This is a genomic window from Proteiniphilum acetatigenes DSM 18083 (assembly GCF_000380985.1).
GTDB lineage: Bacteria > Bacteroidota > Bacteroidia > Bacteroidales > Dysgonomonadaceae > Proteiniphilum > Proteiniphilum acetatigenes.
On sequence record NZ_KB905692.1, the window covers coordinates 567231 to 584512 of the forward strand.

The window sequence follows — 17282 nt, forward strand, 5'->3', positions numbered from 1 at the left end:
ATATTGTGCCTGAAACCGTATATGAAATGGGTAAACCGTTAGAGTCTGATATTGTAGCTGAACCGTGATCTTTTGAACGGGTAGAAAAAAGTTTTTCGATTTTTTGTAACGACATTCTTTTCCGTCGTGTCTAATCGGAAAAACGCTATATGAAGACAATAATTTTGATATATTTAACTTTTTGCTCACTCTTATCTTTAAATGCTCAACTGAATGGAACCGTCAAGGACCAGAATGACGATCCCGTTGAATTCGCTAATATAGCGTTGTACTCTCTACCCGATTCCTCATTGGTGTCCGGAACCACCACCAACAGCGAAGGCAAGTTTTCACTCATATCGGAAAATTCAGCCAATGAATTTCTGAAAATATCCTTTATAGGATATGAAACCAAAACCGTAGCTGCAATACCGGAACAGATAATCGTACTAAAAGCGGAAACCACCCAACTGGAAGAAGTGACGGTAACGGCAGTCCGTCCCTCTTTCAAAATGGATTCTGACGGACTTTCGGCAAATATTGAGAATACGCTTCTCAGCCGGTTGGGAACAGCCAACGAGGTACTGGCGCAACTCCCTTTTGTCAGCGGGGAAGACGGTACTTTTAGTATATTCGGACGTGGCGAACCCCTTATTTATATAAATAATCGTCTGGTACGTGATAAAAACGAATTGCGTCGACTGAAGAGTTCCGACATTAAAGATGTAAAAGTGATACTAAATCCGGGAGCCCAGTTCGATGCTACGGTCGGCGCAGTGATCCGTATAACCACTGTAAAGGCGGTTGGTGAAGGGCTGAGCGGGTCGCTATACTCTTTTATCCGTCAACGAAGTCGATTTGATCACAACGAAAGTATCCAACTCAATTACCGGAAAAGCGGACTGGATATTTTCGGCGGGCTCGAATTCAGCCAGTATAATTCTTATCAGAAACAGAAAAACACCATCCAACTACAAGCCGAACAGCTTCATACCATCGCCCAGGAGCTTGAAATGAATACAAAAACCACGAAAGATTGGTCGATGAATGCAGGCTTTAATTACAATATCTCTCCGGAACATACATTTGGAATACGTTACAACCACGATCGCTCTTTCGGCAATATATTTACAATGAGCGGAATATCCCAACATTTCACCGACGGAGTAAATGACCGGAATATGGATATGTACACATGGAATGGGGGAGAAAATCACCGCCATTACCTGAATACATACTACAATGGTAAATTAAATGAAGAAACTGAACTCAGGTTCGAAGGGGATTGGCTGAACGGCGGCAATGAAACACCTATCTACACGACGAACACCGACAAGCAAAGCAATGAAACAACCCAGGTAGACAGTGAAAATTCAAATAATTATTTTCTGTATGCCGGCAAATTGATGCTCACAACCCCCTTGTTTTCAGGAAAGATAACCGTCGGCACGGAAACGTCATATACGGAAAACGATCAGGAATACCGTATGCTGAATGAAGAGGTTGCCGAAGACCTGCCGTCGAACGATAACAGATCCGAACAGACACTGGCCGCCGGATTCTTATTTTATGACCGCACATGGGAATTACTCTCTTTACAGGCAGGATTGCGGTATGAATACATCGACTTCAATTATTACTATATGGGGGAACGAAGCGACGAGCAAAGCCGTAAGTACAATAATGTGCTTCCTTCCGTCTCCCTTGGCTACAAAGGAGAAACGGTCAATATGTCGCTGAGCTACCGAAGTACTGTGCGCCGGCCTTCCTATGGGCAATTGCGCAGCAGTATCATGTATATCGATCCCTATACTTACGAAGGAGGAAACCCGGCGCTCCGCCCCCTTTTCACCAGCCGCGTTTCCTATCTTTTCGGGTGGAAGAACCTGAATGTCGATCTATCCTATAATTGGTATAAAGACAATATCATCATAACACTGGAACAATTCCAGGACAAAGCGATGTTATTGGCCCAACCAAAAAATATAGCACATAGCGGTGCATTCCAGGGCAGTCTATCCTACTCACCCACCATAGCATGGTGGAAACCCAATGCAGAATTAGGGGTAATCATTCAGGATCTCACCTACAAAGGGGAGACATACAACAGACCTTATTGGCATTATAGGCTTAATAATACGTTCACTCTACCGCACAACTATATTTTGATGGTCAATCTTTTGGGAAACAGGCCGGGGAACACTGATTTAATATCAGCACACTCCAACTTTCGCACGGATATAAGGCTCAATAAAAAAATTTTCAATGATGCATTGAATATGACAGTCGCGTTTACGGATGTCTTTAATACGGAACGGGAACAGTGGGAACTTTTTCTGGACAATGTTTCTTTTTGGAAATGGAATAATCGGGATTCACGGGGAGTTTACCTGCAACTAACCTATACATTCAATCCCGCACGTAATGCATATAAAGGCCAGGGAGCGGCCGGCAGTGAACTGGACAGGTTATAAAAGTATATATTAACTCTTTCCTATACATTCCGGGCTATCCAGAAAACAAGGATAAAAGCCAGTAAGGCAAGTGCTGCCCATCTTCCAAACAAAATTTTTTCGACTGAGGGGAATCGTTTTTTTCCTCCAAAATATTGAAGGTAAATGCCCAGAAAAATATAGGGAATCGCCAATACCATAAATGCATTGTACTTCAACGCAGTTCCTATATTAAAATGCAGAAGACTATGGACCGCTCTCTGCGAGCCACATCCCGGACATTCATAACCGGTAGCGAGAAGAAAAGGGCATTTCGGAAAAAGAGGTTGTGTTTCCGGATCAAAAGTGTAAAAAATATAAAGCGCTGCCGCAACTAATACAGTTACGACAGCGCCTATTCCTATTTTTAGCTCTTTACGCACAACAGCGCCTAAAAATTATAACCGCTTGCATTGTTCTCAATAATATTCTCCATATATTCCGGCAAATTACCGGTAGCGAACATGATTATCCATAAGATCCAATACAGCAGTGCTGCTCCTACGGAAATCAGCGTCCACATTTTTGCTTTCCGGGCCATCCGCTCAGACTCTTCATATTTTCCGTTAAAGTAAAGTGAATCGACTTTTACGGCATAGATAATCCCCGCAACTCCAAAAGGCATACAGCAAAAGAGAGTCGCCAAAATGGATTGCCACAGCCAGTTGCCGGGTTTCAACGGGGGTATGTCGTACTCTTGCTGCTCTTGAGGCGGCAGAGGAGGAGGAGGAGTGGTCGAAGAATAGTTTTCTTCATACCGGGAATCTTGTCCCTCCGGGTCATTTCGATATTCCATTACAATATTTTTCTACGATTAAGTATTCAACAGATCCTCCATACCGGCAAGGCCCGAAATCGAACCGATAAATACAGCAAACAGTATGATAGCAATGATGATAAGTGCGATCCATCCGATGGCAATCCACATGGCGATCTTAGTCCATTTTGCCGCAGAACGGGAAGATTCCAGCGAAGCAGCGTAATCACCCCTGTTATAAAAAGATTCTACTTGCGCAGCATACACGATACCGATAATTCCAAGGAGGCTTAGTATACTACTGCAAAGCATAAACGGGAGGATGGTGACCAGGATCGACTCCACCAACCATGTCCTGGGCATCGGCTGAATTTGCTGTGTTTCGGTAGATTCTCCGGGCCGGTCATACCGGACAGGGGGCTGGTCCTCACTTGCCAGAGGCTTCCTGTACGCGTCGGAAAACAGGAAGTTTAACTCTTCCGTCTCTTCAGCCCGTTTCCACTGTTCCATCCCTTGTGTCCACACAAGTGTATCGCGTTTTATTCCTTCTTGTCTCAATTCTTCGGGCGAAAAGGTTCCTTTTTGCTTTCCTTCAGCGTCAATATAAAAATAACGATTCATATATCCTTCTTTTACTGGTAATCTTCAATTATATTAGCTATTTGAGTCACCTTCGCTCCTCGATTTTCAATTCTACGCTCAACATAGTCAAAACAAGTTTTGCCTCTGTATTCGCTTAACGAAATAGTTCCGGTGTAATTTGCAATGAACGGATAGTCCGCCCGTTTTCATCGTTGTAAACATATTCAATGGTCACATTGTTCTCCTTGAAAATACGGAGATCGGGATTCGATGAAAATTCTTTTCCGATATTTTCCTTTAATGATTGCAATCCGTTTTCGACTAACGAATCGGGATTTGATGTATTCAATACCGTATACCGATAGCGAAATATATTCCCCTGTATCACCGAAGCCTCTTCAAACCGGGTGTACTGATCAAGCATCACCGGAGCCGACGTATTGAGGTTGACAGCCATCTCCTCGAGTTTCTTTGTAAGTGCTTTTTCATTCGAGTTACACTGCATAAAAGACAAAGAAAGGAAGACAATAGAAAGAATGAAAATTATTTTTCGCATACTTTAATTTTATACTACAAAAATAAAAAAGTTTAGGAGAGATAAAAAATATAAAGCATTTTTTCTGCTTCGCCACTAAATTATCATAAGCTTCCGAATAAATTGTATAGAATCTCATAATTTTCAATGAAATATCACTCAATATAACAAAAAAGTTTATATTTGTGGTTACCCTAAGAAGTTGAATAATTACTTGGTGGTACAAATCTACTATGGGGCGGCAGTTGCCAACCATTAGCCGATGAAATAATGTCCCCCACGAGGGTAATGTGAATTAAGCCGAGTGAAAAGCCCTGACCTGAAGGGAACGAACGGGACCAAGGATATCCTGCCTTGATGATTTTGCGCAGTATACGAAGTCTAATAACTCTCCGATGTTAAGGATGTAAATATTGCTTTTACATAGGATCGAAGTTAAGTATGTCAATTATTGAATCGAAAATATGAAAAAAGGAGTTGTATTGTATTTGATCCTGTCAATCTTTGTGATAGGTTGTTCTTCAGACAAACAATCACATGAAGAATTGCCGTTCATTGACGTCTCGAAAGAGTATCCTGAAAAAGGAATTGTTTTGACGGATATTGCTGATATTACTTATGTGCATCTAACTTCGAAAAGTGATGACTATCTTTTTAAAGGAAGTATCGATTATGTAACACAAAACAGGATAGTTGTCATAGATCGCTCTTCTCATAGCTTGCTGTTCTTTTCAAAAGATGGAAATCCCAGGTCGCGTTTTAATCATAGGGGTCAAGGGCCGGAAGAGTATCGGGATGCGGCTTCTGTAATGTATGACGAAGCGAGGGATGATGTTTTTGTTTCCCCGGATTTTAGTGATCATATAATGGTTTATTCTTCTTCCGGTGAATACAAAAGAAAAATAACCTTGCCGCAAATAAATATCAATGGACAAATGGCCTTGTTCGATGACCAATCCATATTGGTGTATGACAACACTAAATTATGGCAAACTATCGTCCAAAATAATTCTGCGGAGAAAATCACTTTTACGGAACAAGGTGGCGATTCATCTTTCTTCCTTATTTCCCAAACAGATGGGACTGTGTCAGACTACATTCAATTGCCAAATAAGAACATAAATTTGAGTTATAGGGACTTAGGCGATACTTTCATTGGTCAGGTTAACTATGGACGTGTGAGAAAATGCCCGGATGGACTTCTTTTGTATAATCCGGAAGCTGACACGGTCTTTCTTTATGGCAAAGACAAGTCCTTAACTCCATATATGCATAAAAAACCTTTATTGAGCGATTTTAATCCAATGACCGTCATGGATATTTGCATGGATGCAGGTAGATTTCAATTCATGTCTGTTTATCCCTATTTGAAGACCGGAAGCTCTCCTTCTCCAAAATATTATATGCGTGACAAAAAAACGGGTGAAATATTCCGTCAGAAAATTACTCTACCTGACTATCAGGGAAAAGATTTCTATATTAATCCGCGTCTTTCGAATTATTATGAAAAAGAGTACCATTTTGAATTGGACTTTACCGAACTCGAAGAAGCATATAATGCAAACCAGCTAAGTGGTAAGTTGAAGGAATTGGTTGCTTCACTAAGTAAAGAAGAAGATGCTAATAACGTTTTTGTGTTTGTTGATTTTCACCCTTGACTAAATTTTAATTCAACATCCTATTCCTATAATCAAAATTTCAACTTGTTAAAAGCATTCGGCAGAATGTCTCTCGACACTCTGCCAAACATGTTAACCTTAAATCTAATACTATTATGAAAAAACCACGATGCAAATATAAAAAAGAAATTAAATCCACGCAAATAATTTCAATAAAAAATAAAAAAATGTCTATTTTTATCAAATCGTAAGTAGAATCAAACAACGGGCAAACCAATGCCTGTTATTTTGCGATATAAATCAAGCGCATAGACATCCGTCATACCTGAAATATAATCAATCACGGATTGAGTCTTTCCGTACAGGCTCCGGGAATTCGTTTCATACTGTTCCGGAATCCTGTCAAGAAGGAGTTTCGAATAGGCGTGTTTGGGATTCCGAATGGCATCTGTAAATACCTCCAGCAAATATCCTATTATCCGATAACCAGCCAATTCAATATCAAGCACATCTTTAGAGCGATATATATACTGCAGGGCAAATTCTGCACACCGACCATAAGCCTTTGCTACCACAGGGGAAACATTTCCGATAAGTGTGCCGGAGAATTCTCCTGCCAGGATATGTTCTTCATTTGCAAGGAACAGTACCGAACACTCACCGACTAACAGGCCGATGACAGCGGAACGTAAATAGGCGATCTGCTCGTTCACATCGGTTACATACGATAAAATTCTCATACATCGTTCCCGGCTCTCCCCTTCAAAAAAATCCAGTAACAGTTCTATGGCTTTTTCAGTGGTGAGTAGACGTAACTTGTGCGCATCTTCTATATCCATCACCTGATAACAGATATCGTCGGCGGCCTCCACCAGATAAACCAATGGATAGCGGACAAATTTCAACGGAGACTCGTTTTGTTTGAGTATACCAAGGTCTTCCGCGATCTGACGGTAATCGTCCTCCTCTGAAGCGAAAAAACCGAATTTATTTTTCCCTCCGCTTAATTCCGAAGAGTAGGGATATTTCACGATAGAAGCCAGCGTGGAATAGGTCATTGCAAAACCTCCCTCCCGCCTTCCCCTGAACTGGTGCATCAGCAAGCGTATGGCATTGGCATTCCCTTCAAAGCAGGTGAAATCGCTCCAGCGGCCCCCTTCCTGCTCCACCTCGCTCTTGAGAAAAGCACCCTTTCCCTCAGAAAAGAAAGTGGAAATGGCCTTTTCACCGGAATGTCCAAACGGTGGATTTCCCATGTCATGCGCCAGGCATGCAGCAGCAACAATTGAGCCGATCTCTTCGAAATGAGCATCCGAGCCGGGATATTTTTTGCGTAATTCACGCCCTATGTTTTCTCCCATCGAACGTCCCACGCTGGCAACCTCCAGACTATGTGTCAACCGGTTATGGACAAAAATACTTCCCGGCAATGGAAATACCTGCGTTTTGTTCTGCAACCGACGGAAAGGCGACGAAAAGATCAACCTGTCGTAATCGCGCTGATACTCCGTTCGTTCATGCTTCTTCGCATTCTCATAATGCTCCATCCCAAACCTCTTTGCAGATAATAAGCGTTCCCAATCCATACGTTTTTGTTTATATAGACAAAGATAACACCAACGTTTTCGTTAAGCAAGAGCAAAACAAATAAATTTGTTTTGCCGAGCGCAGAAAACGCCTAAGTAATTAAACTATCCGAAAAACCGGTTCGTTGACATTTTTTTGATAAGATTATCGTGCTGATACCGGCAAAATTTCCACAAATAAGAGTAAATTTGTACCCTTAATACAGAAAGGTTTTTCAATGACTGATATTATCAAGCACGAATGCGGGATTGCGATAATTCGCCTCCTCAAACCCCTCGATTATTATTACAATAAGTACGGAACGTGGCAATACGGACTGGACAAAATGTACCTGCTCATGGAGAAGCAGCACAACCGTGGACAGGAAGGAGCGGGACTGGGTGCTGTGAAGCTGGAGGCTTCCCCCGGCAACGAGTATATTTTCAGGGAACGGGCGCTGGGATCGGGTGCCATATCGGAGATATTCTCCCATGTGCATGCATCATTTCAACAATTCTCAAAAGAACAACTGAGCGATATTGAATTTGTCAAGACATCAGTTCCCTTTGCCGCGGAACTCTTTATCGGACACCTGCGGTACAGTACTACCGGGAAGAGCGGTCTCAGCTACGTGCATCCGCTCCTGCGCCGTAACAACTGGGCTTCAAGAAGCCTTGCTTTAGCGGGGAATTTCAATATGACCAATGTGGATGAAATGTTCCATCAACTCCTTCAGGAGGGACAGCATCCGCGCGATTATGCCGATACCTTTGTCATGCTGGAATCCCTCGGCCATTATCTTGACCGGGAGGTACAATACCAGTATGATCACCTGGGAAAAGAGCAGATGAACGGCCAGGAAGTGAGCCGTCAGATCGGGGAAAAACTAGACATCCCTTTTTTGCTGAAACGGGCATCCGGAATCTGGGACGGCGGCTACGCCCTCTGCGGGCTGATCGGTTGTGGCGATGCTTTTGTACTGCGTGATCCATGGGGCATCCGCTCTGCATTTTATTACCACGACGATGAAGTGGCCGTAGTAGCGTCGGAACGCCCGGTCATCCAGACGGCATTCAACCTGAAGAAAGAAGATGTGCATGAACTCAATCCGGGCGAAGCCCTGATTGTAAAGCGCAACGGCTCTATCAACCTGCATCAGATACAGGAAAAGAAGAAAAAGATCACCCCTTGCTCTTTCGAACGGATCTACTTTTCACGCGGCTCCGACCATGACATCTATCTGGAACGAAAAAAACTGGGAGAACTGCTGGTTCCCAAGATCATGGATGCCGTAAACGGGGATTTCGACAATACGGTATTTTCCTTTATCCCTAATACGGCGGAGGTAGCCTATTTCGGGATGCTCCAGGGGTTAGAGGATCATTTCAATCATAAAAAGGCACTCACTATCCTCGAAAAAGGAAGTTCGCTGAGTAAGGATGAAATCGACACAATCCTTTCCAAACGGGTACGTTCTGAGAAGGTGGCGATCAAGGATATCAAACTACGTACCTTTATCGCGCAGGGAAATACAAGGAACGACCTGGCCGCACATGTCTATGATGTGACCTACGGCTCGTTGAGGAGAGGTGTAGACAGTCTGGTGATTATCGACGACAGTATTGTCCGCGGGACTACACTCAAACAGAGCATCATCAAAATACTGGACAGACTCAATCCGAAAAAGATCATCATCGTATCCTCTTCACCACAGATACGCTATCCCGATTGCTACGGTATAGACATGTCGAGAATGAGCGAATTCATCGCTTTCAAAGCAGCCATAGAACTCCTAAAAGAACGCGGCATGCAGTCCGTGATCGACGAAACATATAAAAAATCGATAGCACAGCGGCATATGAAGAAGGAGCATATTGTGAATTATGTAAAGAATATTTACGCTCCCTTCACCGATGAAGAGATTTCCGACAAGATAGCACAGATGTTGACATCCAAAGATATAAAAGCTGAAGTGAAAATCGTTTTCCAAAGTATTGAAGACCTCCACAAGGCATGCCCCGGTCACGGTGGCGACTGGTACTTTTCGGGCGACTATCCCACTCCCGGCGGGAATCGGCTTGTAAACAATGCGTTTATCAATTATATTGAAGGTCAGGAGAACAAATCGCACCAATATTCGTTAAACTTCTCAAAGAGCGGAGAATGATTGAACGCATCATTATCATAGAGAATGTAGATCCGGTCGTCTTTTTTGGCATCAACAACAGTAATATACAGTTGATAAAGACATTATACCCCAAACTACGCATTGTGGCAAGGGGTAATGTGATCAAGGTGATCGGCGAGGAGGAAGAACTGGCCGGCTTTGAAGAGAAGATCCACGAGTTGGAAAAGTTCAGCAACGAGATGAATGTGCTGAAAGAGGAGGATATCCTCGACATTGTGAAAGGCAAGGCACCTGCCATTGTGAATGTGGACAATCTTATTATTCACGGACTGAACGGAAAACCTATCCTTGCCCGTACTGCCAATCAGAAGAAACTGGTAGAAGCTTTCGACGAAAACGATATGGTGTTTGCCATTGGTCCGGCCGGATCAGGAAAGACTTATACGGCCATCGCACTGGCAGTCAGAGCCCTCAAAACAAAGAAGATACGCAAGATTATCCTAAGCCGCCCCGCCGTGGAAGCAGGTGAAAAGCTGGGATTTCTGCCCGGGGACATGAAGGAGAAGATCGATCCTTACCTGCAGCCGCTCTATGATGCGCTGGAGGATATGATCCCTCCCCTGAAACTGAAAGAGTATATCGAAAGCAAGATCATACAGATCGCCCCGCTTGCTTTTATGCGGGGACGTACATTGAACGATGCCGTCATCATCCTTGACGAAGCGCAGAATACCACCAAGCCGCAGATAAAGATGTTCCTGACACGGTTGGGACTGAACGGCAAAATGATCATCACAGGTGATATCACGCAGATCGACCTGCCACACTCGCAGCAGTCGGGATTGATCCACTCCATGCAAGTACTGAAGGGTATCAAAGGTATCGGTACGGTAGAGTTCAACAAGAAAGATATTGTACGCCATAAACTTGTACAGAAAATAGTGGAGGCGTATGAAAAAAGTGAAGAGTGAAAAATGAAGAATGAAGAGTGAAGAGTGAAGAGTGAAAAGGAATATCAGAACCAATATTCAAGCACCAAGACTGTTTAGAATAAAGAACAAAGAATAAAAACAATTTGAAATATAGGATTTCAGAATTCAAAATTCTCTACTTCTTGAACTTCTCAATTTCTCCACTTCTTGGACTTCTTCACTTCTTGACTTCTAAGTTCAATTAAATCATCAAATCAGACAATAATATGGATGCATTGACAAGAACAGATTACAATTTTCCCGGACAGACGGGTGTGTATCACGGAAAAGTACGCGATGTATATAGCATCGGTAATGAGACACTGGTAATGATTGCCACCGACCGTATTTCGGCATTCGATGTAGTATTGCCAAAAGGCATTCCATATAAGGGACAGGTGCTGAACCAAATCGCAGCTAAATTCCTCGATGCTACCGCCGATATTGTGCCCAACTGGAAAACAGCTTCCCCCGACCCGATGGTGACTGTAGGACACCAGTGCGAACCCTACAAGGTGGAGATGGTAATCCGCGGTTATATTACCGGCAGTGCATGGCGAGAGTATAAAAAGGGAGTACGTACGTTATGTGGTCTCCCGCTACCGGAAGGACTGCGTGAAAACCAGAAGTTCGAAACACCTCTGATCACCCCTACTACCAAAGCTGATGAAGGACATGACGAGAATATCTCAAAAGAGGAGATTATCGCGCAGGGATTGGTAAGCAGGGAAGAGTACGAACAACTGGAAAAATATACTTATGCATTGTTCAAACGTGGTACCGAAATGGCAGCCGAGAAAGGGCTGATCCTGGTCGATACTAAATATGAATTTGGCAAGAAAGATGGCAGGATCTACCTGATTGACGAGATCCATACCCCCGATTCATCACGCTATTTCTACAGCGAAGGCTACCAGGAACGTTTCGAGAAAGGCGAAGAACAAAGACAGCTCTCTAAAGAATTCGTACGCAAATGGCTAATGGATAACGGATTTCAGGGACAACCCGGACAACAGGTGCCCGAGATGACCGATGAATACTGCCGGAGCGTATCGGAACGGTATATAGAATTGTACGAGAAAATTGTAGGCGAAAAGTTTGTGAAAGCCGATACCGACAATCTGGAATCGCGCATTGAAAAAAATATTACCGAGTATTTGCAAACTCACTAATGGTTGTATGTTCAATCAGCAACAAAGACTACAAGAATGGCTTACAAAGTAGAAAAGGTAAACCCTTATAATCCCGATCAGCCGAAGAAGGAGCAGGTAAAACGGATGTTCGATAGTATCGCCCCGAAATACGACAAACTGAACGGAACACTGTCACTGGGGATTGATGATTATTGGCGGAACGATGCGCTGAAAGAACTAAGAAAATACCCCCACAAACAGTTATTGGATATTGCCACCGGCACGGGAGACTTCGCGATCCTGGCACAGAAGATACTACAGCCGGAGAAGATCACGGCGGTGGACATATCCGAAGGGATGATGAATGTCGGCAAAGAAAAAGTTAAGGCAAAAGGATTGCAGGATATCATCACCTTCGAAGTGCAGGATTGTGCAAACCTCACTTTTGCTGATAATAGTTTCGATGCAGTTACTATCGCTTTTGGGGTACGTAACTTTGAAGATATCGACAAAAGTTTTCAGGAAATACTCCGCGTGCTGAAGGCGGGTGGCCTGTTTCTTTTTATCGAACTTACCACGCCGCAGGAAACACCAATGAAACAGTTGTATGCCACATATACCAAATATGTGATGCCGGTCTTATCGGGTATATTCTCGACCGAACAGCGTGCATACAACTATCTGCCCGAATCTATCGCTGCTTTTCCACAGGGAAGAGAGATGATGTTGATCCTGAAGAAGAATGGCTTTACGAATATCCGGTTAAGAAGGTATACGCTCGGGATTGTCACCCTCTATATTGCAGAAAAACCTATTGACTAATGTGCCAATGTGCCAATAAGAATAATTAAAAAGAAATCGGAAGTAAAGAAGTCTTGGTTCTGTCATTTTCAATTTTCAATTTTCAACTTTCAATTTACGAATGGATACATATGGCTTAATCGGTTTTCCCCTGAAACACTCTTTCTCGGCAAAATTTTTCACGGAGAAATTCTGCCGTGAAGGGATCGACGCTGAATACCTTAACTTCGAAATCGAAGATATCCAGGAGGTTTGCCAAATTATCCTATTCAACCAAAAACTGAAAGGTCTGAATGTAACCATTCCCTACAAGGAACAGGTAATCCCTTTTCTGGATGAAATCTCACCTGAAGCACAAAAAATTGGTGCCGTGAACGTAATCAAAGTGGAGAGGAGACCAGGGGATATGTATTATTACAAGCTTGCCGGTTACAACACGGATCATATAGGATTCAAACGATCAATTGCGCCGCTGATAGATCCGGCATCCCACAGAAAAGCACTGATATTGGGTACCGGTGGAGCATCGAAAGCAGTTGCCCAGGCGCTTACAGACATGCAAATCGAATGGAAACAGGTATCGCGTACTCCCGGGAATGACAGACTTACCTATAACGATCTTTTGCAAGCAGTCATTTCAGAGTATACTCTTATTATAAATGCGTCTCCGGTAGGCACCTTCCCTGAAATAGATCATTGTCCCGATATACCCTATGATCTTCTCTCGTCCCGTCATTTATTGTATGATCTGATCTACAATCCCGAAGAGACACTTTTTCTGCAAAAAGGAAAAGCACAGGGTGCCACGACCAAAAACGGCAGGGAGATGCTGGAGCTTCAGGCACTGGCTGCCTGGGAGATATGGCAAAAATAACCGCCCCCTTACTTCTTTCAGTAAAGGGGCGATCGAATCCTTAGTCATTGTATTAAGAAGAATATGTTAACTAAGAAATATATAGAGGTGCGATAGTGTAGTTTGTTTTTTACAATGACATCGGAACTTCTTCTGTTTCTTCCTGTTGTTGTTGCTCCTGAGAAGCAGGCGGTGCCACTTCTTCCCCTTCTCCATTCAGGTAGAATACTTTCTCAGACTGATCCGTCTTACTGGTACCCTTCACCTCAGTGATACCTTGCTCTGTGTTGTATCTCAACGAGGTTACATCATAGGTCTCGGTAATAGTACGGATAGCATTCTGTACTTTTTCGTTCAGTTCTTCGAACTTAACATTCACGAATCCGTTGTCTTGCATCACTTCCGACAATTCTGCCGACGGAGTCTCCTGTTCTATTGTTCCTGACTCTTCGGTCCTTGCCGGAGCTTCTACTTCTTTTCCTTCAGCATCAAGATAAACTACTCTTTCAGACTGATCATCTTTTTTCGTCAGTTTCACTTTTGTGAGTTGCTTTTCAGCATTATACTTAAGCGCTTTAATATCATATTCCTGGGTAAAGGCGCTTATCGCTGCCTGAACGGCTTCACTGAGATCCTGCAACTGTACATCCACAAAACCATCATCATCTAAAACTATTGCCACAGTGGGTTGTTCCTGAATAGCATGTGCTTGTTGAACGTTTGTCGTAATAAGCATACCTGCGATAATTGCGACTGATAAAATTACTTTTTTCATAACGATAAATTTTTAGAAAAATAAAAACTGCATTATTGAATTTTTATTCCGTTTGTTTTTTGTGGCGACTTATCGCCGTTATGTATATATCAAATCGAATACCAAACCAGATCGGCGAAGTGAACTTCCGCTAAAAGACATTGATTATAAACAAATTAATCTGGAATTGTAATAAACATGCCAAACATCATCATTGGGGAAAAATTGTGGAAATTGTGGAATTTTTCCCCAATCAGAGTGTGTAATTCCACAATTTCCACAACCACCAGTCTGTATAGAAAGCTGCGATAATTAAATGATATTTCCTAATATGAGATGCGCTTCGAAAAAATTCACGAGTGAGACTATTTGAGTCGCAAGCTTGGTTTTTCTCTCGGCTTTCATTATATTTGTATAATATAAAATGCGCCTCGGAATAGCCTAAGCAAGCTTAGCTCTTCTCTCGGCTTTCATTATATTTGGGGTAAATTTGGAGGAATGGAGCAAAAAAAATCACCGGAACAAAGGGTCAGGATAAAAATAGGTTTGATCTTCCTTGTAGTCATTCTCTATTTTACCGGATTGTTTATCTATTCCTATTCCCTTAAAAAGAATATGGATATCCAGAAAGCGGAGATGGACAATTCATATAAAGTGCTGTCCAGAAGTAATCAGTTGATTATCTCCATACAGCAGGCGCAGGAGGTATTGAACATGTACCTGGTATCTCCCCGGCGAAGACTGCAACAGCAATACGACTCCATCTCTTCCGACATATCCCTCCAAATACTCAACATACAGGGCATGAAACCCGAGAAGGAGCAGAATATGCTACTGGAAGATATCGACTCTTTGCTCCAGGAAAAAAACAGGATGGTGCGCAGGTTGACAGGACTGTTCAGGTCTCAAAATCCTCTGATAGAACTCGACAAGAAAATCAACCAATATGATGAGATCATCCAGGATTCGGTAGTGGTGATCACCAGTATCGACACCACGCGTATGGAAAAACAAAAAAAGGGATTCTGGGATCGGCTCAGAAATCTTATTGACCCGGCAGCCGTACCGGATTCTACCATCAGCATTGCACGCACCGAACAAGAGTCAAGATCAACATCGAGAGTAGATACCACGATGTATGCCGACCTCAAGAATATCACGGAGGAGGCGTCCAAGTCCTACTCCTCCCAGATTGAAGGGATTGAGAGGGAGGTACGTGAACTGCTGTTTGCCGAACAGAATATCTCCCTTCATATCTCCCAGCTTACCACTGAACTTTACAATGAAACCACCCAGTTGGCCTGGAAAGGGACTGAAAACAGCGAAGAACTCACCCAAAGGATTTTCAGATTCGCCCTCGTTGTCGGCGCACTCTCCATCCTCGTGATCCTTATCACTATTCTCTTCATTATCGACGACCTCAATAAAGGACAAAAAGCACGATCTGATCTGGTAAAGGAGAAACAACTCACCGAAGAACTGATCGAGAGCCGTCATAAATTGCTGTTATCCGTATCGCATGATGTGAAGACACCCCTCAGCTCCATGATGGGATATATGGAGATGTGGGATTCGGAAGAAGCGGATGAAGGCAAAAAGCGGCAGCTGCAGTCTGCCCGCAATTCAGGAAAACACATCCTGAATATGCTGACCAACCTGCTTGAATTCTCACGGCTGCAACAAAAGTCAGCCAAACTCCATTACAGCAGGTTCAACCTTATCGAATTGATGGAAGACATCATCCGCATGTTCCAACCTTTTACGGAAGAAAAAGCGTTGAGTCTGAAGTTTGAGAACTTAGCCTCCTCTCCGCTCTATATAGAGACGGATCATACGCTCCTGAAACAAATACTCACCAATGTAGTTTCCAACGCAGTAAAGTATACCCTCCGGGGCGGTGTCACCATACGGCTGAAAAATGAAGGTCAACTGATCTTCACTGTAACCGATAGTGGTATAGGCATGGATGCCAATGAACTGCCGGAAATATTTAAGCCTTTCTCCCGCATGCAGAACCCGTTGAAAGCAGAAGGAAGCGGCTTCGGAATGTATGTCACAAAGGGGCTGGTAGATCTGTTAAGAGGAACGATACAGGTAACTTCGGAGAAAGGAAAAGGAACCTGCGTCACTATTACTCTTCCTGTCCGGCAGGTATCGGGTAAAGCTGCTACGGAAGGCGACGGCAATTTGGTCCTGTCCGGAAGTAATAGCACTGCACAAAATGATACACATTTCCGAAAAATATTGCTTTTTGAAGATGATCTTTCATTGGGAAATATGATCAGAGAGTATCTGGTACGCAATGGTTACAAAGTAAAGCTATGTAATGACCCCCGGGATGTCAACGGATTTCTGAGGGTCATTTCCTTGTTCGATATTGTCTTCACCGACATGCAAATGACGAAAATAACGGGAACGGACATCCTGCATAAAATCAGGGAAAAAGACACCCAAATACCGGTCTGGTTAATGACGGCACACGACGACTATACTTCAGAGAGAGCTCTTTCGGAGGGATTCTCCGGTTTAATCAGAAAGCCTATCCAAATGAGCGAATTTGCAGATATTCTGATGGGCAAAAAGGCTCCTGAGAAGAATGTAAAAGGAGAAAAAAAGGTCCTGGAAGGGAGAGAACGGAGCGTGGAGGAAGGAGAGAAAACCCCGGAAGAGACGATAAAAAATCTGGAAGTGGGAGAATTGAACTTGAAAGGAGTAAGAAAATCTGAGCAAGAAGAACAACCTGCTCAGGAACAAAGAAAAAACAATTTCAGAAAGGAATTTCCCCAACTTTCTGCTCTTTTTCAGGAAGATGAACAATCTATCAAAGATATCCTGGCCGGTTTTGTAGAGTCGGCCAATAGGGATATGGACACTCTGGCAACCTACATTGAAGAAGGCGACTTTGAGAAAGCACAACAACTAAGTCACAGGATACATCCCTTTTTCAGCCAGCTCGATGCCGATCATCTTTGTACTGCTTTACGCAAAATAGACATGCTGAGAGGAGAGGATGAATCGGCCTATCCCGAGTGGAAGGAAGAGTTATTAAAAACAGTTGATGAAATAAGAAAATTTACTGTCGATATCAGTAAAAACTACTTGTCATAAGAAC

At 43.1% G+C, this 17282-nt stretch carries 14 protein-coding genes; 8 read left to right on the forward strand and 6 right to left on the reverse strand.

Annotation, left to right across the window (positions count from 1 at the left end; all coding sequences use genetic code 11):
• The first annotated feature begins 149 nt into the window (after nucleotides 1-149).
• A complete protein-coding gene (locus tag F597_RS0101990) occupies nucleotides 150-2453 on the forward strand; it encodes an outer membrane beta-barrel family protein (RefSeq protein WP_019538037.1) in 2304 nt (767 codons plus the stop codon).
• 20 nt (nucleotides 2454-2473) lie between these two features.
• On the opposite strand, the gene F597_RS0101995 is transcribed toward F597_RS0101990, so the two are convergent.
• The 4 genes from F597_RS0101995 to F597_RS0102010 form a co-directional block, all read right to left on the reverse strand.
• Nucleotides 2474-2854 (reverse strand): DUF2752 domain-containing protein, encoded by a 381-nt coding sequence (locus tag F597_RS0101995; RefSeq protein ID WP_019538038.1) that lies wholly within the window; start codon nucleotides 2852-2854, stop codon nucleotides 2474-2476.
• An 8-nt stretch (nucleotides 2855-2862) separates the two neighbouring features.
• Nucleotides 2863-3267, reverse strand: coding sequence for a CD225/dispanin family protein (locus F597_RS19950; protein ID WP_019538039.1), 405 nt, complete (start codon nucleotides 3265-3267; stop codon nucleotides 2863-2865).
• An 18-nt stretch (nucleotides 3268-3285) separates the two neighbouring features.
• On the reverse strand, nucleotides 3286-3849 hold the full coding sequence (locus tag F597_RS21430; RefSeq protein WP_019538040.1) for a GYF domain-containing protein: 564 nt from the start codon (nucleotides 3847-3849) through the stop codon (nucleotides 3286-3288).
• A 115-nt stretch (nucleotides 3850-3964) separates the two neighbouring features.
• Entirely contained in the window at nucleotides 3965-4366 is a 402-nt protein-coding gene (locus tag F597_RS0102010; protein ID WP_157278884.1) for a hypothetical protein, read from the reverse strand.
• 443 nt (nucleotides 4367-4809) lie between these two features.
• Between F597_RS0102010 and F597_RS0102015 the strand changes: the two genes are divergently transcribed.
• Nucleotides 4810-6003 (forward strand): 6-bladed beta-propeller, encoded by a 1194-nt coding sequence (locus tag F597_RS0102015; protein ID WP_019538042.1) that lies wholly within the window; start codon nucleotides 4810-4812, stop codon nucleotides 6001-6003.
• Nucleotides 6004-6221: 218 nt separating this feature from the next.
• Here the strand turns inward: F597_RS0102015 and dgt are convergent, their stop codons facing one another.
• Entirely contained in the window at nucleotides 6222-7550 is a 1329-nt protein-coding gene (gene dgt, locus F597_RS0102020; protein WP_019538043.1) for a dGTP triphosphohydrolase, read from the reverse strand.
• Nucleotides 7551-7768: 218 nt separating this feature from the next.
• On the opposite strand from dgt, the gene F597_RS0102025 reads away from it, so the two are divergent.
• The 5 genes from F597_RS0102025 to F597_RS0102045 all read left to right on the forward strand — a co-directional run bounded on the left by F597_RS0102025 (nucleotide 7769) and on the right by F597_RS0102045 (nucleotide 13437).
• A complete protein-coding gene (locus F597_RS0102025) occupies nucleotides 7769-9697 on the forward strand; it encodes an amidophosphoribosyltransferase (protein ID WP_019538044.1) in 1929 nt (642 codons plus the stop codon).
• Nucleotides 9694-10629, forward strand: a complete 936-nt coding sequence (locus F597_RS0102030) for a PhoH family protein (protein ID WP_019538045.1) — start codon at nucleotides 9694-9696, stop codon at nucleotides 10627-10629. Before F597_RS0102025 ends, F597_RS0102030 begins: the two co-directional genes overlap by 4 nt.
• 227 nt (nucleotides 10630-10856) lie before the next feature.
• Nucleotides 10857-11801, forward strand: coding sequence for a phosphoribosylaminoimidazolesuccinocarboxamide synthase (locus F597_RS0102035; protein WP_019538046.1), 945 nt, complete (start codon nucleotides 10857-10859; stop codon nucleotides 11799-11801).
• A gap of 36 nt (nucleotides 11802-11837) precedes the next feature.
• Nucleotides 11838-12584 carry a bifunctional demethylmenaquinone methyltransferase/2-methoxy-6-polyprenyl-1,4-benzoquinol methylase UbiE gene (gene ubiE / locus F597_RS0102040; protein ID WP_019538047.1) on the forward strand — a complete coding sequence of 249 codons (747 nt, stop codon included), beginning with the start codon at nucleotides 11838-11840 and terminating at the stop codon, nucleotides 12582-12584.
• A 100-nt stretch (nucleotides 12585-12684) separates the two neighbouring features.
• Nucleotides 12685-13437 carry a shikimate dehydrogenase family protein gene (locus F597_RS0102045; RefSeq protein ID WP_019538048.1) on the forward strand — a complete coding sequence of 251 codons (753 nt, stop codon included), beginning with the start codon at nucleotides 12685-12687 and terminating at the stop codon, nucleotides 13435-13437.
• Nucleotides 13438-13546: 109 nt separating this feature from the next.
• On the opposite strand, the gene F597_RS21435 is transcribed toward F597_RS0102045, so the two are convergent.
• Nucleotides 13547-14191 (reverse strand): hypothetical protein, encoded by a 645-nt coding sequence (locus F597_RS21435; protein WP_019538049.1) that lies wholly within the window; start codon nucleotides 14189-14191, stop codon nucleotides 13547-13549.
• Nucleotides 14192-14668: 477 nt separating this feature from the next.
• On the opposite strand from F597_RS21435, the gene F597_RS0102055 reads away from it, so the two are divergent.
• The gene (locus F597_RS0102055; protein ID WP_019538050.1) at nucleotides 14669-17278 is read left to right on the forward strand and encodes a hybrid sensor histidine kinase/response regulator; all 2610 of its coding nucleotides are present in this window, start codon (nucleotides 14669-14671) and stop codon (nucleotides 17276-17278) included.
• Nucleotides 17279-17282 lie beyond the last annotated feature (4 nt).

Excerpts from the sequence above, each read along its gene's own strand:
- F597_RS21430 (WP_019538040.1), bottom strand. The coding sequence starts at position 3,849 with ATGAATCGTTATTTTTATATTGACGCTGAAGGAAAGCAAAAAGGAACC.
- F597_RS19950 (WP_019538039.1), bottom strand. The coding sequence starts at position 3,267 with ATGGAATATCGAAATGACCCGGAGGGACAAGATTCCCGGTATGAAGAA.
- F597_RS0102030 (WP_019538045.1), top strand. The coding sequence starts at position 9,694 with ATGATTGAACGCATCATTATCATAGAGAATGTAGATCCGGTCGTCTTT.
- F597_RS0102025 (WP_019538044.1), top strand. The coding sequence starts at position 7,769 with ATGACTGATATTATCAAGCACGAATGCGGGATTGCGATAATTCGCCTC.
- F597_RS0102055 (WP_019538050.1), top strand. The coding sequence starts at position 14,669 with ATGGAGCAAAAAAAATCACCGGAACAAAGGGTCAGGATAAAAATAGGT.
- F597_RS21435 (WP_019538049.1), bottom strand. The coding sequence starts at position 14,191 with ATGAAAAAAGTAATTTTATCAGTCGCAATTATCGCAGGTATGCTTATT.
- dgt (WP_019538043.1), bottom strand. The coding sequence starts at position 7,550 with ATGGATTGGGAACGCTTATTATCTGCAAAGAGGTTTGGGATGGAGCAT.
- F597_RS0102010 (WP_157278884.1), bottom strand. The coding sequence starts at position 4,366 with ATGCGAAAAATAATTTTCATTCTTTCTATTGTCTTCCTTTCTTTGTCT.
- F597_RS0102015 (WP_019538042.1), top strand. The coding sequence starts at position 4,810 with ATGAAAAAAGGAGTTGTATTGTATTTGATCCTGTCAATCTTTGTGATA.
- F597_RS0102045 (WP_019538048.1), top strand. The coding sequence starts at position 12,685 with ATGGATACATATGGCTTAATCGGTTTTCCCCTGAAACACTCTTTCTCG.
- F597_RS0102035 (WP_019538046.1), top strand. The coding sequence starts at position 10,857 with ATGGATGCATTGACAAGAACAGATTACAATTTTCCCGGACAGACGGGT.
- F597_RS0101990 (WP_019538037.1), top strand. The coding sequence starts at position 150 with ATGAAGACAATAATTTTGATATATTTAACTTTTTGCTCACTCTTATCT.
- ubiE (WP_019538047.1), top strand. The coding sequence starts at position 11,838 with ATGGCTTACAAAGTAGAAAAGGTAAACCCTTATAATCCCGATCAGCCG.